Origin of the sequence: Vibrio sp. 10N.239.312.D08, assembly GCF_041466145.1 — a bacterium.
Lineage (GTDB): Bacteria > Pseudomonadota > Gammaproteobacteria > Enterobacterales > Vibrionaceae > Vibrio > Vibrio crassostreae_C.
In genome coordinates this window covers 21186-45981 of record NZ_JBFSSD010000012.1, presented here as the reverse complement: position 1 = coordinate 45981, position 24796 = coordinate 21186, and the positions used below count along the sequence as shown (strand labels likewise).

Sequence of the window (24796 nt, the reverse complement as noted above, 5' to 3'; positions counted from 1 at the left end):
ACGTTAAACGCCAACCCTAAGTAATTTCGCTACTCCCTAAAGCATATCAACGGCTTTTTCTATTGCCGCGATGAGTTTTTCAACATCCTCCATGGTGTTGTAAATACCAAATGAAATTCGCACCGTTCCTTTCACATTAAGTGCATCCATTAATGGGTGAGCACAATGATGTCCTGCACGTACTGCGATACCTTGCTGATCCAGTAGAGTCGCTATATCTTGATGGTGAACACCATCCATCACAAAAGTAATCACACTTGCGTTAGGTTGATACCCTAAAATCTGAATGTCATCCAGTTTACTGAGAGCAAGATAAGTCTCGTGTTGTAGTTGGTGGATATGATTTTCGACATCTTGTTGTACAAAACCACTTAACCATTCTATTGCGGTGCTTAGTGCTATGGCTCCTGCCACATTTGGCGTGCCCGCTTCGAATTTGCCTGGCAGTTCTGAAAAAGTAGTGCCAGAGAAAGAGACGCGCTCGACCATTTTGCCACCACCATGCCAAGGTGGCATCGCTTCTAACAATTCAAGCTTGCCGTAAAGCACACCGATGCCCGCAGGGGCATAGAGCTTGTGTCCAGAGAATACGTAGAAATCCGCACCTAAAGCTGCAACATCAATAGGCTCATGGACGATGCCTTGCGCGCCATCGACCACAACAATCGCATTCATCTTGTGTGCTTTTTCTATGACAGCTTCAATTGGCTGACGAGAACCCGTTACGTTGGTTACCTGAGCTAATGCAACAATCTTGGTTCGTTCATTTAAAAGCGTATCAAACGCGACTAGGTCAAATTCGCAATCCGGTGTCATCGGTACTTTAACGACTTTAGCCCCGGTTTGTTCTGCCACAATTTGCCAAGGAACTATGTTAGCGTGATGCTCCATTTCACTCACTAAGATCTCATCGCCAGGCTGAAGGGTACTTCTTGCATACGTTTGAGCAATTAGGTTGAGCGCTTCGGTTGCACCGCGAGTCCAGATGATCTCTTTTGAAGAGCTTGCACCGATAAACTGAGCGACCTTATCTCTAGCCGATTCAAATTGACTGGTCGCGTTCGCTGTTAAGCTATGACTGCCACGGTGAACATTAGCATTTTGTTTGGAGTAATATTGGCTAATGGCATCAATAACTACCTGAGGTTTTTGTGTTGTTGCCGCGCTGTCTAAGTAAATCAATGGTTGTTGATTGATGGTTTGTGATAGCGCAGGAAACTGCTCTCGGATGTGATTGATATCAAACATCTGTTCTTACCTAAATCTTGAAAGTGGGTGCCAGCGTTATGCTTAGCGGTATTGTTATTTTATCGCGACTTGTTGACCGTTGCTGACTAATCTTGATGATTCCAGCGATTTTCTTGCTCTTTGACTTGAGCGAACAGTCTTTGGTTAACGGGAACGTCTATATGATGCTTGAGTGCAGTCTTAATAAGGTAGCCGTTAATGAAGTCGATCTCTGTCTTACGTTGGTAAAACATATCTTGCTTCATAGATGAATTGTTCTGTGCCGTTGCTTGGATAACCTGTTTGACGCTTGCTTCCAATTCATCGAATGAACAAACGATCCTTTCGGCTTGCATAACCTGCGTGAGCTCTTTAACGATAGAACTCAAAATATCCTCAAACCTTTTATCTGCGAGTTCGCCATTCTTGATCTGTTCAAGGCCCGTGAGCGGGTTGATCGCACAATTGATGGCGAGCTTAGTCCAAAGCGCGGTTTCTATTTGTGGGTTCCAACGCACAGCAGGGAGAGCATCATCTAAGACATCAACTAAAAACGTACACTGTTGGCCAGTTTGGTTGAAAGCACCCAATTGAGTTTGGCCCAATCCAGTATGAGACACATTGTTGCGGTCGGGTTTGAATGCAGCTTGAGTAGTCGTCGCCAATATTATTGGGTAAGCATCAATTTGAGTGGCTATCTCATCAACCGCGCCCATTCCGTTATGCATGAACATAAGAATGGTGTCGGGATCGAGATGTTGAAGTAACGGAGTCGTGGCTTCTGCTACTTGCCAAGCTTTGACCGTGAAAATAACCAAGTCACTCGCTGATAGCTTTTCGATATTGTTGTTACTGAAGGAAAGGGAAGCTTGTCCATCAAGTGATAAGTCAATTGAGTTATCAGTGGAACGACTCCACAAAGACACATTATGACCAGCTTGAAGTAGTTTTATTGCCCATAAAGAGCCGATGGCCCCTGGCCCAACAATAGTGATGTTCACAGCAATACCGAGATAAGAAAGTGATGCTGCAAGGATAGCGAGGCATTAAATGAAAGCAATAAAAAATGGCACCCGAGGGTGCCATTTAGGAAACTTTCTTAGAAGTTCAATTAGAACTTGTAAGTAGCTGCTACGTAATGAGCAAAGCCAGAAGTTTTGCCAGCTAAACCGCCATCTTTAAGGCCGTATACGTCGTTGTAAGCTTTTAGACCGTAACCTAGAGCAAAACGATCGCTATGCCAGTAAAGACCGTTGTACATTTGACCACCATGAGAAGAGTTCAATGCAGCGAAATCATCGTTAACACCAAATTGGTAATCAATGTAACCTTGGTAAGATACAAATGAACCATTTTCGAAGAAGTAGAATGGTTTGAACCAGTTAGCTGAAATTTGGTAACCATTCCAGTCTTTAGCGTTTAGATCGTACATACCGTATAGGTTTAGACCAACTTTACCTAACCATGGCACTTCTACATCAGAACCAAGACCAATGAATGTTTGGTATAGAGGCTCATTGGACTTAACTACAGGATTACCATCTTGGTCTAATTCAGTAGTCTCGAAAGAGTACTCAGCGCCGCCATTGATTACAGTTTGGTTCGCGATGTATAGCTCTTTTACTGGGCCAAAAGACAGGTCTTTACCTGTAAGGCCATCTAGAGACATACGAGGTGCAAATTTTGCAAAGATACGGTCAGAACCAGCTTTGTCACTGCTGTCATTATTTAGAACATTAAAGAAATCAACGTAACCATATAATTCCCAAATTCCTGAACGGCCACCAAACTCCATTTCAATGTAGTCGTGTGAAGATTCACCTGGTAGCTCGTCGAATGCGCCCATTAGGTTGAACTGCATCCATTTGTAATCGTTCTTGTGAGTATCGCCGTCAGTATAGTCAGCTGCCATTACTGGAGCAGATGCTGCTGCAAGTAGGCCAAGAGTTAAAAGTGATTTACGCATAATGGAACTCTCTATGTTTAAAATAAGTGACCCGAAAACTGGTAAGTATTTACGTCGTCCGAATGCAGAGCATAATAGCGATTTCGCTCTCAAATAAAAGTGAGACCGAGTGAAAACTACAATTATTAATTTGAAGTTGATCACACTAATGATCTAAATGATGGAACTTTAAGGTGGTAATGCATCTTGATGCACCTTGGATTCTATTGATTTTGTGAAATCTGATTATTTTGTAGATAAATTGGTGAATTGATGCTCTAAGCAAACGATTATACTAAATAGAGTGATATGCATATCAAAATCAACAGTATTCGTTTCTAAGCGTTTTCTCTTAAAAAATGACAATTCAACCCGTCTTACAATCCAGTCTTTGATCTATCTTTGACCGAAAACGGTGGGTATTGCTGGCAGCACTCCGGCGCTAAGTGATGTGAAATTCAAAGATTATGCAAATGGCATTTATGTTGCGGCGGGGTCTTACTTTGTGACGATTACTGTAGCGGGTCAGCCTTTGGTTGTGGCGATTGATGATTCGATGGGAACAGGTTTTAATCTTATCGTGAGCGACACAACAGACTAGATCTGAAGACAGAACGTAGAAGAGGGTAGATCAATGCTACCCTCTTCTTATTTGTTTTCTTTGACTCTATTCTTGGTTAGTTTTGGCTTTCTCTAATAAATCCGTGAAAAAGTGGCGTAACGAGTAGAGCATGATCAAACTTGGAATCACCATAAGTGCGGTCAGTATAAAGAAGGTTGACCAATCATTGAGGTAATCGACCAATTCACCACTAAATGAAGCCAGTGTTGTTCGACCGAAGTTACCCAAGGATGCGAGTAATGCATATTGGGTTGCAGAGAAAGCCTGCCCAGTTAATAACGTTAAGAAAGAGACAAAAGCTACTGTTGAAAAGGCGGTCGTGAAGTTATCGACAATAATCGTTGCCAAGAACAGTGTTTCACTTGGGCCTGCTTGAGCGATCCATGCAAACATTAGATTACTGGCTGCCATGGCAACACCGCCAATCATCAGTCCGCGTACAATGCCGAATTTTACATTGAAGACGCTGCCTACCAAAGTGAAGAATATGGTTGCGCCCCAACCAATTAACTTCGAATAGTGGCCGATCTGTTCGTTACTGAAACCTATCTCTTTATAGAAGGTGATCGACATGCGACCTAGGAAGGCTTCACCTATCTTAAATAGGAATACGAACAGCAGTAGGGTGATGGCAACTTGAACTCCGTTTCGTTTGAAGAAGTCATAAAACGGTTCTAACACGGTAACACTGAACCAAGCCACGACTTTCGAACCGACAACCTTATTGTGGCGTTGCTGAGCCTGTTCTTGCAGGGCTTCGCGTTGTGTATTTGGCTCTCCGACAAAAAGAGTAAACAGCATTAGTACGACAACGACGCCTGCCATTCCGTAATACACGCCATTCCAACCGATTGAGTCTGCGTTAATAAAGGCAAGGTAGCCTGGTAGAGAATACCCCGTCCACCAACCAATTACGGCCATTGCAGAAGCTTGCGGCAGTTTTGATGCTTCGGATTTTGGGAAGGTATCAATACGAAATGCATCAATCGCGATGTCTTGCGTGGCTGAGGCAATGGCAATAGCGAGCGCCAACATTGAAGTAAACGCCAAGTTCTCTGCGGGATTGACGCCTGCGATGAATAAGGTACCGATTAAAACAATGGATTGGCAGAAAAAGATCCAACTGCGTCGCTGGCCGAGTATTGCGTGAAGCACCGGCAGTTTTACTCGGTCTACCAATGGTGCCCATAGAAAGTTAATCGCATACACGGCAAACACACTGCCAAAGTAGCCGATGGCAGCACGCGTTAAACCTGCATCTTTTAGCCAACCAGACATATTGGATCCAATAAGAACCCATGGGAAGCCACTCGAACAGCCGAGCATAAACACCCAAAGTAGACGTTTATCTAGGTAGCTGCGAAAAGTCTGCATCCAAGAAAGAGAGGGAGTGCCTGATGACATAGGGCGTCCTTGTATAGAAAAACGCCCTTAAGAAATAAGGGCGTTACATTGGATTACTTAAGAAGGGTCACTTTAGTGATGACGATTGGGTCGACTGGGATGTCTGACATGCGGCCCATTCGCTTGGTTGGAATCGTTGCCATCTTTTGAACAACATCAAAACCTTCAGTTACTTTGCCAAATACAGCGTAGCCTGGGTTACCACCTTTTGCGTTCAAGAAATCATTATCAGAGAAGTTAATGAAGAACTGGCGAGTTGCAGAATCTGGCACATTAGTACGAGCCATAGCGATTGTTGCTGTATCGTTCTTCAGGCCGTTGCTGCCTTCATTCTTGATAGGAGCATAAGTCGCTTGTTGATTCATCTCTTGATCGAAGCCGCCACCTTGAGCCATAAAGCCAGGAATAACACGGTGGAAGATAGTGCCTTCGTAGCTGCCGTCTGCAACGTATTTTAGGAAGTTCTCCGCGCTAACCGGTGCTTGTTCTTGGTTTAGCTCAATTGTGAAGTCGCCTAATGTTGTTTCCACGTTTACTTTAGGACCAGCCCAAACGCTTACGCTCACTAGCATTAATGCGATAGAAGATAAAATACGACCCATTAGAAACGTTCCTTCATGTAAGTTTGTAGCTCTTGGTCGTTAGCGATCTCAGTAAGAACCAAGTTGATCACGTCATTAAGAACCATAGAGATGTCGTCGTTAGATGCACTCAATGCACCAGTGCGTGTTGCAGTGCCGTTGAATGTTTTAACTAGTTTGCCTTCAGGCGTTTCAGCCGTAACTTCAAGCGTTACTTTACCGTCCATTTTGTTTTCCATAATGGTGTGTTCTACGGTAACAAGCGCTTCTTGAATCTCCAAAACAATTGAGTTTTCACTGTTTACGCTTGCACGAAAACCTTGAGACTCTAACTGCTGTGCAACAGCATTTTCTAGAGAGATACGCATGTTTTGCTTAGCGTGAATTGGCTGAATGTTTGAACGGCCACTATCAACCAATGCAACATATTGAGCGGCACGAACATCTTTACTGGTTAGTGTGTATGTTTTGCCTTGTACAAGGTTGCTTGAGCTTAGTGAAGCTTCTGGCATTACATTGATCTGTTCTTGCTGAGGGGCTGAACATGCTGTCAAAGCCATAATAGAAGCAGCCAAAATCAGTTTTTTCATTCCTTTATCCTTTCTAAATTCACACCAGAAGCTCGGTATCTTAAATTCTTGTGAAGTCGTTTCTGCTTATTTATTAAAATTCGCAGGTTCTCTTGTTGCTTGTAATATCTCAAATTTTTGGTTTAGTTCAAGCGTTTCAACGTTAGCTTCACCAAATAGTCTTGCTAGTTTGACATCGTATCCGAGGTGTCGGTTGCCAATAACAATTAATTTGCCTCCATTGCTTAGAACATGCTTTGCATCACAGAACATTTGCCACGCAATGTGATCCGTAATCGCTTGTTGCTGATGGAATGGAGGATTACACATCACTAAGTAGGTGCTGTTTTTCTTGAAGCCATCTAAACAGTTGTTGGCGATGAACTGGAAGTTGCCTTCTTCACCAAGGTTATCTTTGACGTTTTGGCGCGCCGATCCCACCGCCATAAAGCTTTCATCCACACAGGTGATACGGGCTTGTGGGTTCAATTGCCCTGCTTTTACACTCAATACACCGTTGCCACAACCAAGATCGATGATATGACGTAGCTCAGGATCTTGAGGAATGTGCTCTAGCATATAGCGAGCGCCTTGATCGAGTGCTTCCCCTGAGTAAACATTTGGTAAATTTTTCAGGCGGATATCTTCACCGTCTACATCCCATTCAACAAAAGGCTCTACCGTTTGAATTGGCTGGCAGTTTGGAGATGAGAAGACTAAGCGGTGTTTTTTCTTCGCTAGTGATGTTTTGGTTTCGCCTAGGTATTTTTCGAACAGGTTAAGCGTAGAGGTGTGAATCTCTTTTACCTTGTTGACGCCGATCACTTGGCAGCCTTCAGGCAATGCTTGGCGTAGCTGACTCAATTGCCAGATTAGGTGACGATTTGTTTTTGGCAGCTGCATGATCACAAGATCGATACCGTGTGGGATATCATCCATCGTGTTCAAGAAGTTCACTCGGTTACTTTGATTGCGCTGCAAGTTTTTCAGGGCACCACGGTGAGAGATAAATGAGTCGCTCATCATAGTGACATCATGATCTTTCGAGAACCAAGCGGATAGGGCACCGAAGCTGTCGTTCATGATCAGGATGTGTTTACCAGGTTCAAGGTTCATCTCTTCAACATGGCTAATAATGTATTCGTCGCCCGCATCCCAAGCTTGAAGGGTTTCATTTGAACGTTTCGGGAAACGATGTAAGGTTAAAGTTCTATCGTGAAGGGTAAGTTCGGTTTTCATTGCTTGAGATACTTATGTAAGAAATAACAAAGATATTGTCTCAAATGCAGGCTGAACAAGATAGAAAAAACTCAACCAAACCTATGCCATTTGCTATGAAATACTCAGACACTCGACCTGTTAGGGTTTATACTCAGCCCACGGATAATGCCAATACGTTATTAAGGAATCACAATGATCCAAGAAGTTATCGAAACAAAATTGCACAATGAGTTTTCACCAAGTCATTTAAACGTGGTCAATGAGAGCTATATGCACAATGTTCCGGCTGGTTCTGAGAGTCATTTCAAAGTGATTGTTGTCAGCGATGTGTTTGAAGGTTTGCGTCTTATTGCTCGTCATCGAGCGGTAAATAAGGCACTTTCAGAAGAGTTAGCCAATAATATCCACGCACTGTCTATTCACACTTATACAAAAGATGAATGGATGAAGCAGCTAGATAGCGTGCCAGACAGTCCAATGTGTATGGGTGGCGGAAAGTAAGAAGGCCTATATACAGAGAAAAGCGCCATGGCGCTTTTTTTGTCGTCAAACTTATGTATTTTCGTTCTTATATCACCCAAACTGATGTCAAATTGAACGGGCTCAAATACCTACAATGAGTAATGTTTTTATTAACAGTGTTTCAACATAACTAGTAAAATATTAGTTTGTGACAGAGTATTAATCTCTTGTTTAAAACACGATTCAAAAGCCATTTTATCTGTGCGGCTCGTCAAATTTATACATATTTGAGAGGCCATATGCTTCAAATCTCACCAAATAAAGGCTGTATTCAAGTTATTGGTCATGGCATCGAGTTGTCAAAAAATGCTAGAATATCGCACCTGATAAATCTCACATGATTCGTGTGGTGATTTTATTATGAAAATGTTGCGATTTTGGTATCTCAAATTTACCAAAACCGGACACTGTAATGTCGTGTCTAAGGGCGAGTTTAAAACGTCCTGAATTTACGCAATTAAAAGAATCTTTTTCCCGATAAAGTAGTGCAAGTGCGTATGATTACAATAAATAAGGGTTTGGATCTTCCTATCGCAGGAACTCCATCCCAGGTGATTAATGATGGTAAGTCCATCACTAAAGTCGCCTTGCTTGGCGAAGAGTACGTTGGTATGCGTCCTACGATGCATGCTCGCGTTGGTGATGAAGTGAAGAAAGGCCAAGTTCTTTTTGCAGATAAAAAGAACCCAGGTGTTGTATTTACTTCTCCAGCAAGCGGTAAAGTTATTGAAGTGAACCGTGGTGCTAAGCGTGTTCTTCAATCAGTAGTGATTGAAGTAGCAGGCAATGAGCAAATCACGTTCAATAGCTATGAAGCTAGCCAACTAGCAGGTCTTGACCGTGAAACGGTTAAATCTCAGTTAGTTGAGTCTGGCGCATGGACCGCTTTGCGAACTCGTCCGTTCAGCAAGGTTCCAGCCATTGATTCTGAAACTCAGGCTATTTTCGTTACTGCTATGGATACTAATCCGCTAGCAGCTGAGCCAGAATTAATCATTAACGAGCAGTCTGATGCTTTCGTTGCTGGTTTAGATCTTCTTTCAACTCTGACTAACGGTAAAGTGTACGTTTGTAAAAAAGGTACTAGCTTACCTCGTTCAGCTCAGTCTAACGTTGAAGAACATGTTTTTGATGGCCCACACCCTGCAGGTCTTGCAGGCACGCATATGCATTACCTATATCCGGTAAATGCACAAAATGTAGCGTGGAGCATTAACTACCAAGACGTTATCGCATTCGGTAAGTTGTTCCTTACTGGTGAGATTTACTCTGAGCGTGTTGTTTCTCTGGCTGGTCCAGTAGTTAATAACCCACGCCTAGTTCGTACTCAAATTGGTGCTAGCCTTGAAGAGTTGACGGACAGCGAGTTGATGCCAGGTGAAGTTCGCCTGATCTCAGGTTCAGTATTATCTGGTGTTCACGCTTCAGGTCCACATGCTTACCTTGGCCGTTACCATCAACAGGTTTCGGTTCTTCGTGAAGGTCGTGATAAAGAGCTATTTGGCTGGGCTATGCCTGGTAAGAACAAGTTCTCTGTTACTCGTTCATTCCTTGGTCACGTGTTTAAAGGTCAGTTGTTCAACATGACAACGACAACAAACGGTAGTGATCGCTCTATGGTTCCAATTGGTAACTACGAGAAAGTAATGCCATTAGATATGGAGCCTACTTTGCTGCTTCGCGATCTATGTGCTGGCGACGTTGATAGTGCACAAGCACTTGGTGCGCTAGAGCTAGATGAAGAAGATTTAGCACTGTGTACCTTTGTATGTCCTGGTAAGTACGAGTACGGTCAGTTACTTCGTGAATGCCTAGATACAATTGTGAAGGAAGGGTAATTTTCATGGGCCTTAAAAAGTTTATTGAAGACATCGAGCATCATTTTGAACCAGGTGGTAAACACGAAACGTGGTTTGCGCTTTACGAAGCTGCAGCAACACTTTTCTACACACCAGGTACAGTTACAAAGAAAAGCTCGCATGTCCGTGATAGCGTTGACTTAAAACGTATCATGATCATGGTTTGGCTTGCGGTATTCCCAGCAATGTTCTGGGGTATGTACAACGCAGGTGGTCAGGCTATCGCAGCACTAAACCACATGTATTCAGGTGCAGAACTAGTTTCTATCATTGATGGTAACTGGCACTACTGGCTAACCGAAATGCTTGGAGCCTCCTTAGGGGCCGATGCAGGTTGGGGCAGTAAGATGCTCTTGGGTGCGACTTACTTCTTACCTATCTACGCGACGGTCTTTATCGTTGGTGGTTTCTGGGAAGTACTGTTCTGTATGGTGCGTAAGCACGAAGTTAACGAAGGTTTCTTTGTTACTTCTATCTTGTTCGCGCTTATTGTTCCGCCAACGCTTCCTCTATGGCAAGCAGCACTAGGTATTACCTTTGGTGTTGTTGTTGCGAAAGAGATCTTCGGTGGTACGGGTCGTAACTTCTTGAACCCTGCTCTTGCTGGTCGTGCGTTCCTGTTCTTTGCATACCCTGCACAGATTTCAGGTGACGTAGTTTGGACTGCTGCAGATGGCTTCTCTGGTGCAACTGCTCTTAGCCAATGGGCTCAAGGCGGCGGTAGTGCACTAATGAACGTAACATCAGGTGAAGCAATCACTTGGATGGACGCATTCATTGGTAACATTCCAGGTTCTATCGGTGAAGTTTCAACGCTTGCACTTATGATTGGTGCAGCAATGATTGTTTACATGGGCATTGCTTCATGGCGCATCATTGCGGGTGTAATGATCGGTATGATTGCTGTATCAACATTGTTTAATGTGATCGGTTCTGACACTAACGCAATGTTCAGCATGCCTTGGCACTGGCACCTAGTTCTAGGTGGCTTCGCATTTGGTATGTTCTTCATGGCAACAGACCCTGTATCAGCGTCATTTACCAATGGTGGTAAGTGGTGGTACGGCATCCTAATCGGCGCAATGTGTGTAATGATTCGTGTAGTTAACCCTGCATACCCAGAAGGCATGATGCTTGCGATCCTATTCGCAAACCTATTTGCTCCTCTGTTTGACCACGTTGTAATCGAGAAGAACATTAAGCGGAGACTAGCGCGCTATGGCAAGTAATAACGATAGCATTAAAAAGACGCTGTTTGTTGTTATCGCATTGAGCTTAGTGTGCTCAATCATCGTTTCAACAGCTGCAGTTGTTCTTAAACCTAAGCAACAAGCTAACGCGGTTCTGGATCAGCAAACCAAGATCCTTGAAGTTGCGGGCATTGAACTTGCGGGTAATATCCCTGAACTGTACGCAGAGAACATTGAACCTCGTCTAGTTGATTTCGCTACTGGCGATTTCGTTGACGGCGACGCTGCTGCATACGACCAACGTAAAGCGGCAAAAGATCCAGCTCAGTCAATCAAGCTTTCAGCTGAAGATGACATCGCTAAGATCCTTCGTCGTGCTAACACGGGTACTGTATACCTTGTGAAAGATGGCGCTGAAACTTCTAAAGTTATCATCCCTGTTCACGGTAACGGTCTATGGTCAATGATGTACGCATTCGTTGCGGTAGAAACTGATGGCAACACAGTTTCTGGTATCACTTACTACGAGCAAGGTGAAACTCCTGGACTTGGTGGTGAAGTTGAGAACCCATCTTGGCGCGCTCAATTCGTTGGTAAGAAATTATTCGACGAAAACCACAAACCTGCTATTGAGGTTGTTAAAGGTGGCGCTCCTCAAGGTTCTGAGCACGGTGTAGATGGCCTTTCTGGTGCAACACTGACTAGCGTTGGTGTTCAACATACATTTGACTTCTGGTTAGGTGATATGGGCTTTGGTCCGTTCCTAGCAAAAGTTCGTGACGGAGGTCTGAACTAATGTCTAGTGCAAAAGAAATTAAAAAGAGCATCTTAGCGCCGGTGTTGGACAACAACCCAATCGCGCTACAGGTTCTTGGTGTGTGTTCTGCTCTTGCGGTAACCACTAAGCTAGAAACAGCATTTGTTATGACTATCGCGGTAATGTTCGTTACTGCTCTGTCTAACTTCTTCGTTTCTTTGATCCGTAACCACATTCCTAACAGTGTGCGTATCATCGTTCAGATGGCAATTATCGCATCACTAGTAATCGTGGTAGACCAAGTGCTTAAAGCATACCTATACGATATCTCTAAGCAGCTATCTGTATTCGTAGGCCTAATCATTACTAACTGTATTGTAATGGGTCGTGCTGAAGCATTCGCAATGAAGTCTGCGCCAATCCCATCTCTAATCGATGGTCTTGGTAACGGTCTTGGTTACGGTTTCGTTCTTATCACTGTTGGTTTCTTCCGTGAGCTTCTAGGCTCTGGCAAACTATTTGGTATGGAAGTACTACCTCTAGTGAGCAACGGTGGTTGGTATCAGCCAAACGGCTTGATGCTTCTAGCACCTTCTGCATTCTTCCTAATTGGTTTCTTGATTTGGGCAATTCGTGTGTTCAAACCAGAACAAGTAGAAGCGAAGGGGTAAGGTAGTCATGGAACATTATATTAGTCTGCTAGTTAAATCGATTTTCATCGAAAACATGGCGCTTTCTTTCTTCCTAGGTATGTGTACATTCCTAGCGGTATCTAAGAAAGTTAAAACTTCTTTTGGTCTTGGTGTTGCGGTAGTTGTAGTACTTACAATCGCTGTTCCTGTAAACAACCTTGTTTACACACACATCCTGAAAGAAAACGCGCTTGTTGAAGGTGTCGATTTAAGTTTCCTTAACTTCATCGCATTCATCGGTGTTATCGCGGCACTTGTACAAATCCTAGAGATGGTTCTAGACCGTTTCTTCCCACCTTTGTACAACGCACTAGGTATCTTCCTTCCACTGATCACAGTTAACTGTGCAATCTTTGGTGGTGTATCTTTCATGGTAACTCGTGACTACAACTTTGCTGAATCTGTTGTTTACGGCTTCGGTTCTGGTGTGGGTTGGATGTTAGCTATCGTTGCTCTTGCGGGTATCCGTGAGAAGATGAAGTACTCTGACGTACCTCCAGGTCTACGTGGCCTTGGAATCACGTTCATTACTGTTGGTCTGATGGCGTTAGGCTTTATGTCTTTCTCTGGTGTTCAACTGTAGGGTAAGCACCCAGTAATAAGGAATAACAAATGCAAAGCATTATTCTTGGCGTAGCGATGTTTACCATTATTGTATTGGCTCTAGTACTAGTGATTCTTTTCGCTAAGTCTAAGCTGGTACCATCAGGTGACATCACTATTTCAGTAAACGGCGACCCTGAAAAGGCGATCGTTACTCAACCTGGTAGCAAGCTACTTGGCGCCCTAGCTGGCGCTGGTATTTTCGTATCTTCTGCTTGTGGTGGCGGTGGCTCTTGTGGTCAGTGTCGTGTAAAAGTTAAGTCTGGCGGTGGCGACATCCTTCCAACTGAACTTGATCACATCACTAAAGGCGAAGCTCGCGAAGGCGAACGTCTTGCATGTCAAGTTGCTATGAAAACTGACATGGAGATTGAACTAGACGAAGATATCTTTGGTGTTAAAAAGTGGGAATGTACTGTTATCTCGAATAACAATGAAGCTACTTTCATCAAAGAACTTGCGCTAGCAATCCCTGAAGGTGAAGAAGTACCGTTCCGCGCGGGTGGTTACATTCAGATTGAAGCTGAACCACATCACGTGAAATACGCAGATTACGATATTCCTGAGGAATACCGTGGTGACTGGGATAAGTTCAACCTATTCCGTTACGAGTCTATCGTTAAAGAACATTCAATCCGTGCTTACTCAATGGCTTCATACCCAGAAGAGAAAGGTATCATCAAGTTGAACGTTCGTATCGCGACTCCGCCGCCAAACAACCCTGATGTTGCTCCTGGTGTGATGTCTTCATACATCTGGTCTCTTAAAGAAGGCGACAAGTGTACTATTTCTGGTCCATTTGGTGAGTTCTTTGCTAAAGACACAGACAATGAAATGGTATTCATCGGTGGTGGTGCAGGTATGGCGCCTATGCGTTCTCATATCTTCGACCAACTTAAGCGTCTTAAGTCTACTCGTAAGATGTCTTACTGGTATGGCGCACGTTCTAAGCGTGAGATGTTCTACATTGAAGATTTCGATGGCTTAGCGGCTGCAAACGAAAACTTCGTGTGGCACTGTGCACTGTCTGATCCTCAACCAGAGGACAACTGGGACGGTTACACTGGTTTCATCCACAATGTACTGTACGAAAACTACCTGAAGGATCACGAAGCTCCTGAAGATTGTGAGTACTACATGTGTGGTCCACCGATGATGAACGCTGCTGTTATCGGCATGCTGAAAGATCTTGGTGTAGAAGATGAAAACATCCTACTAGATGACTTCGGTGGTTAATCCACTTAAGTGATTGATATTATGGCTGACTCCTACGAGTCAGCCATTTGTTTTTCTAAGACAGCTTTTGACAACATACTGGCTTATATAAGAAAGAGTAAGGCATTCAAAATACCTATTTTTTACTCTTATTTTTCCTTATATAAATCCTCAACATTAGACAGGAGTAAGCAAGTGAGAATTTGGCTTGTTGCATTAACTTCTTTGATTTTTCTTGCGGGCTGTGAGCAGTCAAGAGAGCAAGTGCATTTGAGTGGCCCAACGATGGGCACGAGTTACAATATTAAATACATCAATGGTGATGAATTTCCTGAGTCTAATGAAGTTCATACAGAGATCGATCGTCTACTTGAAGAAGTAAACGACCAGATGTCGACTTACCGTGAAGATTCCGAATTAAGCCGTTTCAACCAGCATAAAGGTGCGGATGCGTTCGAAGTATCTGAGCAAACAGCGACGGTTGTGAAAGAAGCGATTCGTTTGAACGGTCTTACTGAAGGAGCTCTGGATGTAACGGTTGGTCCGTTAGTTAACTTATGGGGTTTTGGTCCTGAAGCTCGTCCTGAAGTTGTGCCATCAGATGAAGAGCTGGCGGCTCGCAAGGCTAAGATTGGTATCCATCATCTTAGTGTTGAAGGCAACATGTTGAAGAAAGACCTACCTAACCTGTATGTCGATCTATCCACGATTGCAAAAGGTTGGGGTGTTGACGTCGTCGCTGACTACCTTGATTCTATCGGTATTCACAACTACATGGTTGAAGTTGGTGGCGAAATTCGTCTGAAAGGTTTAAACCGTGAGAACGTGGGCTGGCGTATCGCGATTGAGAAACCAAGCGTTGATGAGCGTAATATCCAAGAGATCATCGAGCCGGGTGATATGGCTATCGCAACCTCTGGTGATTACCGTAACTATTTTGAACGTGATGGTGTTCGTTACTCACACATCATCAACCCTGAAACAGGAAAGCCTCTTCACCATAAAGTGGTTTCTGTGACTGTTTTAAACCCGTCTTCAATGACTGCAGACGGCTTATCTACGGGCCTTATGGTCTTAGGTGAGGAAAAAGGAATGGAAGTCGCAAACCAACATAACATCCCAGTGTTCATGGTGGTAAAAACAGCAGATGGCTTTAAAGAAATTGCTTCTGAAGCATTTAAGCCATACTTAGGTAAATAAGGTAAGCGAGATAATTATGAATACATTTCTGATTACATTTGGTGTTTTTCTTGCAGTAATCGCAGCGATGTCAATTGGCTACATTATCCAAAAGAAAGTTGTGAAAGGTAGCTGTGGCGGTTTAGGTGCTGTTGGTATTGATAAAGTATGTAACTGCCCTGAACCTTGTGACGCGCGTAAGAAGCGTGAAGCACGTGAAGCTTACCGTGAAGAGAAGCTGGCTGAGCGTCAACAAAAAGAAGCGGCTTGGAGTAAAGACCGTATCGCTTAATTGGTGACAGTCATAGGGGATAGAGTTATCTATGCCCTCAAATTGAAAAGCTCAAGATTATCGTCTTGAGCTTTTTTAGTTTTGAGGTCTAGCAATTAATCTTGGTATACCAAAAATGGAAACAGAGGCGAATGACTATTGTTCGATTTGCATGCTGTTACGCGCAAACACTAGTTGGTTTCTACCTTGCTCTTTTGCCGTATAAAGAAGCTCATCAGCGGCTTTGATCTGCTCATCTAGCTTCGCGTCTAAATCGGTTACGCCGATACTGATACTGACCTTGATTCTTTGAGAGTCATGCTCAACAACATGGCTTTCAATGGCTTCTCTCATGGACTCTAAGTTGTCAACAAAGCTCTCAAACGAACCACACGACTGAATACAAAATTCTTCGCCACCGAAGCGTACAGCAACATCATCTTTAAAATGGTCTTTGATGATCTTGCCGACTTCCACGAGGACTGCATCACCACCATCGTGACCGTAGGTGTCGTTCACTTTCTTGAAGAAGTCGATATCCATCATGGCTATACTGCGCTGCTCACAACCTTTACATGTTTGATTGAACAGGTAACGACGGTTCCATAAGCCAGTAAGAGCATCCTCGTTGGCATGTCGAAATAGCTCGTTGGCCGCTTCTTTCATATCAAGCAGTTGATGGATACGGCAAAAAAATTCTTCTTGGTTAAAAGGCTTGTAAAGGAAGTCGTTAGCCCCCGCTTTAAGGAATCGAGCTGTCATGGTGCGATCATCGCTGCCTGATAACCCTAGAATAGCCAACTGGTTTCTGTCGTGATCGCGTCGTATCTCACGGATCATCGCTATACCGTCTTTCTTCGGCATATCATGGTCTGTAACAACGAACGTAATATCGGGATCGTTATGAAGGAGCTTTAATGCTTGTTCGCCATCTTCGGCTTGGATAGTTTGGATATATTGGTGTTCTAGAAGTTGAACTATGTAACGGCGAACGACCGCTGAATCATCGACAACCAATGCTTTGTGATGGCGATTATTCGAAATTCTTTGAACCAGGGGAAGTAGGTAGCTTACTGATGACATACTGTCTTTAAGTATGTAATCGATAACGCCTTTGGCTAGGACTTGCTCTCGCAGTTGATTGTCGAACATCCCGGTCAGGACAATGATTTTCTGTTGATAGCCTAAGACGAGATCAATGATCTCACCGTCTTGCCCGTCAGGTAAGCAGTAATCTAATACGGCACACAAGAAATCCGTCTCTTGTTCCAAGATGTTTTTTGCTTCTGCAATCGATTCAGCAACTGCTACCTCATAACCGCTATTTTTCAGCTGTTGGTACAGGTAGTTGCGAAATGCTCGGCTATCTTCCACTACTAGTATTTTTTCACTCACAAGCGATCCCTACTTATAGACTAAATACTCGTTAACAATAGTATCAGAAGAGCTCATGGCTATTGAAGAGAAACCTCTTTAGCTGGACTCCAGATCATTTTAAATCTGAGAATAATTGATTATACTGTTCATAGATACAGTTGTAAGGTTGAGTTATTTCCAAATGTGCAGTTCGGACCAAGAGAAAGTCAGAAAAATAATCCATGTCGATATGGATTGTTTTTACGCGGCTGTAGAAATGCGTGATAACCCTGCTTACCGAAATCGCCCGTTAGCTGTTGGTGGGCATGAAAAGCAACGCGGCGTTTTGAGCACCTGTAATTATGAAGCCCGCAAGTTTGGTGTTCGCTCTGCAATGCCTACCGGAAAGGCCCTACAGCTTTGTCCTAATCTATTGGTTGTGCCGGGAAGAATGTCGGTCTATGTCGAGATATCTAAAAAGATCCGTGAAATCTTCTCTCGATACACATCAATCATTGAACCACTTTCCTTGGATGAAGCTTTCCTTGATGTCACCGATTCTAAGCGGTGTCACGGTTCAGCAACACTTATTGCCGAGTCTATTCGCCGTGATATTTGGAACGAACTGAACCTGACAGCTTCTGCAGGAATTGCACCGATTAAATTCTTGGCGAAAGTGGCCTCAGATCTGAATAAGCCCAATGGTCAGTTTGTTATCCCTCCACAAGACGTGCAATCAGTGATCGATGAGCTACCACTTGAAAAGATTCCCGGTGTCGGCAAAGTGAGCATAGAAAAGCTGCACCAAGCGGGTTTCTTTACTTGTAAGGATATCAAAGAGTCTGACTATCGAGACCTGCTACTCAAGTTTGGCCGTCAAGGTGCATCACTCTGGAAGCGCAGTCATGGCATTGATGATCGAGAAGTTATCATCGAGCGCGAGCGAAAATCGGTAGGTGTAGAGCGCACCTTTACCCAAAACATTTCAAGCTACGCAGAATGTTGGCAGGTAATCGAAGATAAGCTATTTCCTGAACTCGAGACTCGCTTAGAAAAGGCTAGCCCAAGCAAAGCGATCATCAAACAGGGCATTAAGCTCAAGTTTGCCGACTTTCAACAAACTACTATTGAGCACATCCACGCCTCTTTAGATCGTGAACACTTCAAAGAACTGTTAAGTGAAATATTGAAAAGACAACAGGGGCGAGAAATACGCCTGCTTGGTTTAAGTGTGATGCTGCAACCCAAAGATCAAATGCGCCAGTTGAGTTTCTTTTAGGGTAAGGCGTTGGGAGTATAGATTTAGAAGTGTTGGTATTTGAATGCCGACTAGGTTTGATAACCTAGTCGGTTTTTTCTAATCAAGGAAATTAGCTTATCTAGGAAGTTGCTTAACTCGCGCTAAGGTATCACTGAATGGTTGCTGCTCTAGCTTACCGTAACCAACCATTTTACTGGCTTTAAGCTTGGTTGAAAGTGGGGTGGCGATTCCGCATAAGAAGCGAGTAATAGCTTCGTCGGTAATCAATTGTTGGCTAGCAGAAATAAACTCATGTATCCATGTCATCACCGTCTCATCATCGACAGGTTCAACATCAACGGTTGGTAAGATTGCCACTTCTCCTCTACATACAGAGCAGTGACCGCAGTTTGTTGGTGCTTTATCATCGGCAAAATAACTCGCAAGGCGTGAGCTTAGGCAAGTATCCGCCTCAAAGAAATTCAGCATTTGGTTAAGGCGGTTTATCTCGCTGTTTTCTTTTGCTTTAAACAACTCAGTTAGACGCTCTGACAGTTGCATCATATCTTCAGAAATATTGTGGATCGCGTAGACATCGGTGATCTGCTTGCTTTCTAGTTCAATCCAACCTTGTTCATTGAAGTAGTCGATAGCCGCAATCACACGCTGACGATCGGCTTGGAAGTGTGTCCAAAGCGCATCGAAGTCGACTTGGCACCACACTCTTGCTTGAGGAGAGCATTGGAAAATCGCTTCGACAAATTGACGACGTTCACTTTGAAATTGCTCTGTGATCTGCTGTTTCGGACGAATGAACTTAAATTTGTAGTCTGCGAAGTAGCTGTACTTGGGCTCAATCACACCTTCAATTTCGAGATACACCAGTAGTGTTTTTAGCGGTAACTGACGAATGTTGGATTCACGTGATAGTTGATTAAGCATGATCTCCCATTGATTCGAGCCAGAAGCGCCAATGTTTTGATTTTCGTAGATCTCTTTTAATACCGCTTGGATCGATATGTTGTCTGGCGTATCACCAAAAACGAAGTTCTCGAGTGTGCTTAAACCGTGTTTGTTAGCCAGTAAAATACATTCAGACGCTTGCCCATCTCGACCAGCTCTGCCGATCTCTTGTGAGTAGTTTTCGATCGATTTTGGTAAGTCAAAGTGAATCACTCGGCGAATGTTGGACTTATCCACGCCCATACCAAACGCGATAGTTGCGACGATACAGCTCACGTCATCATTCATGAATTGGTGTTGAATAGCATCTCTATTTTCAGGCTTAAGACCCGCATGGTAAGCCACTGCATTAACGCCAGCATTGCGAAGCTGCTGAGCCACCATCTCTGCCGTTTGTTGAAGGGTGACATAAACAATAGTCGGAGCGAGAGAAGCTTGGTTAACCACATTGCACAAGGTTTCTAGCTTACTGGTTTGTTCACAAGGTTGAATCGACAGATCGAGATTTTGACGATAGAAACCCGTAACCACAACGCGCTCCTCATCAATTTCAAACTTTGACTTCATATCTTGGATAACCGCTGTAGTCGCAGTGGCTGTCAGTAGTAGAACCTGAGGAATATTGAGCTGTTTTTGGTATTGAGGAAGCTTCAGGTAGTCGGGTCTGAAGTTGTGTCCCCATTCTGAAATACAGTGCGCTTCATCGACCACAAGCAGTGAGATCGACACTTGGGAGATAAACTGACGAAAGCGTTCGTTCTTCAAGCGCTCGACGGAGATCATGAGGATCTTGGTGTCACCGTTACGCACTGACTGCATAACCTGTTGTGTGGTTTGTCGGTCTTGGCTTGATTCGATTGCCGCTGCGCTAATGCCTTTACTGTGCAGGAAAGCGAGTTGGTCTTTCATCAAGGCTAACAGTGGCGATATCACCAAGGTTAAGTGCGGTAACTCTAATGCTGGTAATTGATAGCACAGCGATTTACCTGAGCCTGTCGGGAATATCGCGGCAGTCGAGTGACCAGATAGAACGTTATCAATGACTTGCTTTTGCCCATTGCGCAGTGAGTCGAATCCGAATACTTGTTTTAGCTTCTGCTCAATCATTTATGTTCTACCTGAGTTATTAAGTGTCGTATTGATGCTAAAGCGGGCGCCCATTCATGATAGCGTCGCTTGATGAATCAATTGTCTTGCACCTGATTGTACCTAATTCTATTCTGTAGCTCCTATAGAAAAGCACCCCAATAGTATGAATAAGTCTGAGCTTCGCCAAATAATCATAGAGCAACTTGAATCCCGATTACGTATCGCACAATCTGCTACTCAACGCGCTATTGATGCTGCGACAGATGAAGAGACAGTGCCTGAACATAAGTACGATACATTGGCATTAGAAGCTTCGTATCTCGCCCATGGTCAAGCGGTGAGGGTACAAGAGTGTGAAGACGATATTCAGTGTTATCGTAACTTAGTGTTGCGTGATAGTGAGAAGGTTACGGTGAGCAGTTACGTTGTGGTCATTGACGAGCATGATCAATATAAACACTTTTTTATGGGGCCGAGAGTCGGCGGACTTTCTGTCACGTGGAATGAGAATGAGATTGCCATCGTGACCGCGAACGCGCCGTTTGGCCAGGCTCTAATGGGTAAAGAAGTTGGTGATGAGATTGAGTTTAAGGTCGCAGATAAACAGTTTTGCTACGAAGTTATCTCTATCGACTAACTAACTGACTAATAGATATAAAACGTTTCTCTGACAAAGGAGCATATACCAAGGGTATAGTAATCTGTCAGATTGATGAGAGGATGTTATGAAAAGCTATGTATTTATGAAAAACAGTGTATTAATTGCATCGTTAACTGCGGCGATGGCAGTTGTGAGCCTGCCTACGTTTGCTGCTCAGTGTCGAGTTGATTTGAAGAATGAACTACGAATTGATGACCAAAAAGTCGAAATCCATCAAGTGAATGGTGATACGGCCGTTTTTGATGATAACAACGACCTCTATATTCATGGTGAGAAGGTTGAGCTTGATGCCGACCAACAAGCGGCGATTGAGAAATATCGCGAAAACATGAGTGAGTACTTACCTCGTGCGAAACAAATGGCCAACGATAGCTTAGCGTTAGCCAATGACGTGATTGATGATATCGCGGCTAGCCTGGATTCACCTGAGTCATTTGATAATGTAAAAGAATCAATGAAAACCTACTTTGCAGAACTGGAAGCGCGTTATTACAAAGATGGCGAATTAGTGTTGCCTGCAGAAAGCTTTGATTCGATGGTCAATGGCTGGTCTGAAGATTTCGAGAAGGCGAAAGAAATCTTTAACCAAGAATTTATCTCTAGCGCTTTTAATGCGATGTCAGAAAAAATGAAACAAGACGGTGGCCTAAACCTGACTGAACTGGCTGACAGTATGGCTGAATTAAAGCTGAAAGTTGAAGAGCGAATGAAAGAACACTCTCAACAAGTACAGGAGGAAGCGAATGAGTTCTGTGATTCACTTGATGAGATGGCAGAACAAGAGCAAGAACTGCATGAAATCATTCCGAACTTAAAAGATTACCAAGTCTTCACAATTTAATTCGAGTCTAGTGATGAATAGTAAGAGCACCGGTCGGTGCTCTTTTTGTTTGTATAAATGGAACCACACGGCGAGTATTTATCTCAATTCAATCCATTTCCTTCTTAAGCCTACTGCTTCGCTTTGTTGCTTATAATTGAACGATAAGACTGGTTTTTTGTTAATTTTGTTGTTCTAAATAGCGCATTGATTGTAAAAATCAGAGAATTGTTCATTTATTGGTTGTGCCTATCATTGCTTTTTATTACTGTACTTCTCAACTAGTTCACTGATTTTTAATGCGGGCGATATGGACCAACAATCTTCCTCTTCAAGAGAGCACTTTAGCTCTCGTTTAGGCTTTATTTTAGCAGCGGCTGGTGCAGCGGTTGGCTTGGGTAATATTTGGGGTTTCCCGACTCAAGTTGCCAGCAACGGTGGCGGTGCTTTCCTTTTGGTCTATTTGATCATGATCTTCGTGGTTGCTTTCCCTATGCTGGTGGTTGAGATGGCTATAGGCCGTCACGGCCAAGCAAACCCAGTTGATAGCATGCGATCTTTGACGACAAACCCTTTGGGTAAGAAAGTCGGTGAGTTTGTCGGTTGGGTTGGACTGAGTGTACCAAGCGCAGTGTTGGCGTTTTACAGTATTGTTGGTGGCTGGTTGATCTGTTTCCTAATTGGTGCGGTCGCGGATCTTATCGGCCTAGAAGCGATTGCTGATTGGTTTAAGGGCTTCAGTGTTGAGCGCAACGTATTTGGTACCGTCGCGTTCTATGTACTGACTATCTTGATTGTGCAGGGCGGTGTTAAGCAAGGCATCGAGAAATGGTCGACTCGTTTGATGCCTGCGCTGTTTGTTTTATTTGGCTTATTGTTTGTTTACATCATGACGCAATCTGGCGCGATGGAAGGCCTAAAACATTACCTTATTCCAGACTTTGAGAAAGTGTGGGATAGAAAACTGATTCTGGCGGCAATGGGACAGGGGTTCTTCTCACTCACTATTGGCGGTTGCTCGATGTTGGTTTATGGCTCTTACTTAAGCAAGAAAGAGAACCTACCAAAAATGGCAATGAACGTTACTTTAGTTGATACAGCTGTTGCTTTTATTGCGGGTTTAGTTGTGATGCCAGCAATGTTTGTTGCGATGCAAAAAGGTGTTCAAATCTACGCTGAAGATGGCTCATTATTAAGCTCTGATACGCTAGTATTCACGGTTCTGCCTTTGATGTTTGACAGTTTAGGCGTACTTGGTCAGATCTTCGCGATTGTCTTCTTTTTGTTGCTAACGATTGCCGCGCTGACTTCATCGATTTCGATGCTGGAAGGGCCTGTAGCGCTAGTGAGTGAGCGTTTCAATACCAGACGAACACCAACGAGTTGGGTGATTGGTGGTGTTATTGCACTGTTCAGTGTGGTGATTGTTTACAACTTTGCCGCGATGTTTGGAATGGTTGCGATGATAGCGACTCAGTACCTTCAACCGGTTGCTGCACTGATGTTTTGCCTATTTGGTGGTTGGGTATGGAGCCGAGCTTCAAAAGTGAAAGAGCTTGAGCAAGGTTGCCCTGACTTCCAATTGGGTTGGTTTGGTAAGGTTTGGCCAATGTATGTGAAGTTCGTGTGCCCAATCTTAGTGGCGACGGTTATCTGGGCTTCATTTGGTTAACGCAGAGCTCATCTGAACCTAAACACTCAGAACTTGAAATGTTAAGCACAAAGCCACTCATAGGGAGTGGCTTTGTTGTTTCGATATGAAGGTATAGCTGAATTTGCAAGATAGAAAAAAGGCGCTGAACATAATAGTCAGCGCCTTTGTATTTTTAGTTAAGTAATCGTGACTACTTAATTTCCATACCTTGTGCTTGTAAGTCTGCATGGTAAGAAGAACGTACAAACGGGCCACAAGCTGCGTGAGTGAAGCCTAGTTCTAGAGCAATTTCTTTCAGCTCATCGAACTCAGAAGGCGGCACGTAGCGTTCTACTGGTAAGTGGTGACGGCTTGGTGCTAGGTATTGACCTAGTGTCAGCATAGTCACACCATGTTCGCGAAGGTCTTTCAGTACTTGAACGATCTCTTCTTTTGTCTCGCCAAGACCCATCATCACACCTGATTTTGTTGGGATATCAGGGTGCTGCTCTTTGAATTTCTTCAGTAGATCAAGAGACCACTTGTAGTTCGCACCTGGACGCGCTTTACGGTATAGACGTGGCGCTGTCTCTAGGTTGTGGTTGAAAACATCTGGCGGGTTGTCTTTCATTAGGTCAAGCGCAACGTCCATGCGACCGCGGAAGTCTGGAACCAGTGTTTCGATACGAATATTTGGGTTGAGTTCGCGAATCTCACGGTTACAGTCAGCAAAGTGCTGAGCACCGCCGTCACGCAAGTCATCACGGTCAACTGAAGTGATTACAACGTACTTCAGTTTCATGTCTTGAATTGTTTTAGCCAGTTTCTTCGGCTCTTCAGCTTCAGGAGCAACAGGACGACCATGGGCAACATCACAGAACGGGCAGCGACGAGTACAGATAGCGCCAAGAATCATAAACGTTGCCGTACCGTGGTTGAAACACTCGGCTAGGTTAGGGCAAGACGCTTCTTCACAAACTGAGTGCAGGTTGTTTTTACGCATTGCTGATTTGATTTCTTGAATACGATGGCTGTCTGAAGGAAGTTTAATCTTCATCCATTCAGGCTTACGTAGAACTTCTTTCTGTTCAGCAGGCATATTCTTTACGGGAATTAATGCCATTTTGTCAGCGTCACGATATTTAACGCCTTTTTCCATTTGGATTGGTTTGCTCAT

At 43.8% G+C, this 24796-nt stretch carries 23 protein-coding genes and 1 pseudogene; 14 read left to right on the top strand and 10 right to left on the bottom strand.

Annotation, left to right across the window (positions count from 1 at the left end):
* Positions 1–36 precede the first annotated feature (36 nt).
* From csdA to AB6D58_RS08800, 3 genes are all read right to left on the bottom strand, one after another.
* On the bottom strand, positions 37–1248 hold the full coding sequence (csdA, locus tag AB6D58_RS08810; protein ID WP_136978986.1) for a cysteine desulfurase CsdA: 1212 nt from the start codon (positions 1246–1248) through the stop codon (positions 37–39).
* 86 nt (positions 1249–1334) lie between these two features.
* Entirely contained in the window at positions 1335–2228 is an 894-nt protein-coding gene (gene panE, locus AB6D58_RS08805; protein ID WP_136978988.1) for a 2-dehydropantoate 2-reductase, read from the bottom strand.
* Between the two features lie 110 nt (positions 2229–2338).
* Entirely contained in the window at positions 2339–3073 is a 735-nt protein-coding gene (locus AB6D58_RS08800) for an outer membrane protein OmpK (protein WP_372050946.1), read from the bottom strand.
* Positions 3074–3553: 480 nt separating this feature from the next.
* Here AB6D58_RS08800 and AB6D58_RS08795 point away from each other — a divergent pair.
* Positions 3554–3773, top strand: a pseudogene (locus tag AB6D58_RS08795) (2-dehydropantoate 2-reductase); the annotation flags it as partial.
* A gap of 66 nt (positions 3774–3839) precedes the next feature.
* Here AB6D58_RS08795 and AB6D58_RS08790 read toward each other — a convergent pair.
* The 4 genes from AB6D58_RS08790 to AB6D58_RS08775 all read right to left on the bottom strand — a co-directional run bounded on the left by AB6D58_RS08790 (position 3840) and on the right by AB6D58_RS08775 (position 7587).
* Positions 3840–5198, bottom strand: a complete 1359-nt coding sequence (locus AB6D58_RS08790; RefSeq protein WP_017059905.1) for an AmpG family muropeptide MFS transporter — start codon at positions 5196–5198, stop codon at positions 3840–3842.
* A gap of 53 nt (positions 5199–5251) precedes the next feature.
* Entirely contained in the window at positions 5252–5800 is a 549-nt protein-coding gene (locus tag AB6D58_RS08785) for a peptidylprolyl isomerase (protein ID WP_136978992.1), read from the bottom strand.
* A complete protein-coding gene (locus AB6D58_RS08780) occupies positions 5800–6369 on the bottom strand; it encodes a YajG family lipoprotein (protein WP_017059907.1) in 570 nt (189 codons plus the stop codon). Before AB6D58_RS08780 ends, AB6D58_RS08785 begins: the two co-directional genes overlap by 1 nt.
* A gap of 66 nt (positions 6370–6435) precedes the next feature.
* Positions 6436–7587: a methyltransferase gene (locus AB6D58_RS08775; protein ID WP_372157028.1), complete on the bottom strand. Its 1152-nt coding sequence runs from the start codon at positions 7585–7587 to the stop codon at positions 6436–6438.
* A 174-nt stretch (positions 7588–7761) separates the two neighbouring features.
* Here AB6D58_RS08775 and bolA point away from each other — a divergent pair, with 174 nt between their 5' ends.
* The 9 genes from bolA (at position 7762) to nqrM (ending at position 15878) form a co-directional block, all read left to right on the top strand.
* Positions 7762–8070: a transcriptional regulator BolA gene (gene bolA, locus AB6D58_RS08770; protein WP_017059909.1), complete on the top strand. Its 309-nt coding sequence runs from the start codon at positions 7762–7764 to the stop codon at positions 8068–8070.
* Positions 8071–8588: 518 nt separating this feature from the next.
* The gene (locus tag AB6D58_RS08765; RefSeq protein WP_372157026.1) at positions 8589–9929 is read left to right on the top strand and encodes a Na(+)-translocating NADH-quinone reductase subunit A; all 1341 of its coding nucleotides are present in this window, start codon (positions 8589–8591) and stop codon (positions 9927–9929) included.
* A 5-nt stretch (positions 9930–9934) separates the two neighbouring features.
* On the top strand, positions 9935–11179 hold the full coding sequence (locus AB6D58_RS08760) for an NADH:ubiquinone reductase (Na(+)-transporting) subunit B (RefSeq protein ID WP_076654630.1): 1245 nt from the start codon (positions 9935–9937) through the stop codon (positions 11177–11179).
* The gene (locus AB6D58_RS08755) at positions 11169–11936 is read left to right on the top strand and encodes a Na(+)-translocating NADH-quinone reductase subunit C (RefSeq protein ID WP_372103918.1); all 768 of its coding nucleotides are present in this window, start codon (positions 11169–11171) and stop codon (positions 11934–11936) included. The genes AB6D58_RS08760 and AB6D58_RS08755 overlap by 11 nt, the downstream gene beginning before the upstream one ends.
* Positions 11936–12568 carry an NADH:ubiquinone reductase (Na(+)-transporting) subunit D gene (locus tag AB6D58_RS08750; RefSeq protein WP_008223083.1) on the top strand — a complete coding sequence of 211 codons (633 nt, stop codon included), beginning with the start codon at positions 11936–11938 and terminating at the stop codon, positions 12566–12568. The genes AB6D58_RS08755 and AB6D58_RS08750 overlap by 1 nt, the downstream gene beginning before the upstream one ends.
* Before the next feature lie 7 nt (positions 12569–12575).
* Complete coding sequence (gene nqrE / locus AB6D58_RS08745) at positions 12576–13172, top strand: NADH:ubiquinone reductase (Na(+)-transporting) subunit E (protein ID WP_009848375.1); 597 nt, start codon at positions 12576–12578, stop codon at positions 13170–13172.
* A 29-nt stretch (positions 13173–13201) separates the two neighbouring features.
* Positions 13202–14428, top strand: a complete 1227-nt coding sequence (gene nqrF, locus AB6D58_RS08740) for an NADH:ubiquinone reductase (Na(+)-transporting) subunit F (protein WP_008223085.1) — start codon at positions 13202–13204, stop codon at positions 14426–14428.
* Positions 14429–14602: 174 nt separating this feature from the next.
* Positions 14603–15607 carry an FAD:protein FMN transferase gene (locus tag AB6D58_RS08735; protein WP_017059913.1) on the top strand — a complete coding sequence of 335 codons (1005 nt, stop codon included), beginning with the start codon at positions 14603–14605 and terminating at the stop codon, positions 15605–15607.
* A 16-nt stretch (positions 15608–15623) separates the two neighbouring features.
* Complete coding sequence (nqrM, locus tag AB6D58_RS08730; RefSeq protein ID WP_009848378.1) at positions 15624–15878, top strand: (Na+)-NQR maturation NqrM; 255 nt, start codon at positions 15624–15626, stop codon at positions 15876–15878.
* Between the two features lie 135 nt (positions 15879–16013).
* On the opposite strand, the gene AB6D58_RS08725 is transcribed toward nqrM, so the two are convergent.
* On the bottom strand, positions 16014–17252 hold the full coding sequence (locus tag AB6D58_RS08725) for a response regulator (RefSeq protein ID WP_372157024.1): 1239 nt from the start codon (positions 17250–17252) through the stop codon (positions 16014–16016).
* A 163-nt stretch (positions 17253–17415) separates the two neighbouring features.
* Here AB6D58_RS08725 and dinB point away from each other — a divergent pair, with 163 nt between their 5' ends.
* Positions 17416–18492 carry a DNA polymerase IV gene (gene dinB / locus AB6D58_RS08720; protein WP_029235195.1) on the top strand — a complete coding sequence of 359 codons (1077 nt, stop codon included), beginning with the start codon at positions 17416–17418 and terminating at the stop codon, positions 18490–18492.
* A 96-nt stretch (positions 18493–18588) separates the two neighbouring features.
* On the opposite strand, the gene AB6D58_RS08715 is transcribed toward dinB, so the two are convergent.
* Positions 18589–20523, bottom strand: a complete 1935-nt coding sequence (locus tag AB6D58_RS08715; protein ID WP_372157022.1) for an ATP-dependent DNA helicase RecQ — start codon at positions 20521–20523, stop codon at positions 18589–18591.
* Positions 20524–20668: 145 nt separating this feature from the next.
* Between AB6D58_RS08715 and AB6D58_RS08710 the strand changes: the two genes are divergently transcribed.
* The 3 genes from AB6D58_RS08710 (at position 20669) to AB6D58_RS08700 (ending at position 23658) form a co-directional block, all read left to right on the top strand.
* Positions 20669–21142, top strand: a complete 474-nt coding sequence (locus AB6D58_RS08710; protein WP_017059917.1) for a GreA/GreB family elongation factor — start codon at positions 20669–20671, stop codon at positions 21140–21142.
* Between the two features lie 88 nt (positions 21143–21230).
* The gene (locus AB6D58_RS08705) at positions 21231–22007 is read left to right on the top strand and encodes a YggN family protein (RefSeq protein WP_372157020.1); all 777 of its coding nucleotides are present in this window, start codon (positions 21231–21233) and stop codon (positions 22005–22007) included.
* A 289-nt stretch (positions 22008–22296) separates the two neighbouring features.
* A complete protein-coding gene (locus tag AB6D58_RS08700) occupies positions 22297–23658 on the top strand; it encodes a sodium-dependent transporter (RefSeq protein ID WP_372132993.1) in 1362 nt (453 codons plus the stop codon).
* A 172-nt stretch (positions 23659–23830) separates the two neighbouring features.
* Here AB6D58_RS08700 and lipA read toward each other — a convergent pair whose 3' ends face one another.
* Entirely contained in the window at positions 23831–24796 is a 966-nt protein-coding gene (gene lipA / locus AB6D58_RS08695) for a lipoyl synthase (RefSeq protein WP_017064177.1), read from the bottom strand.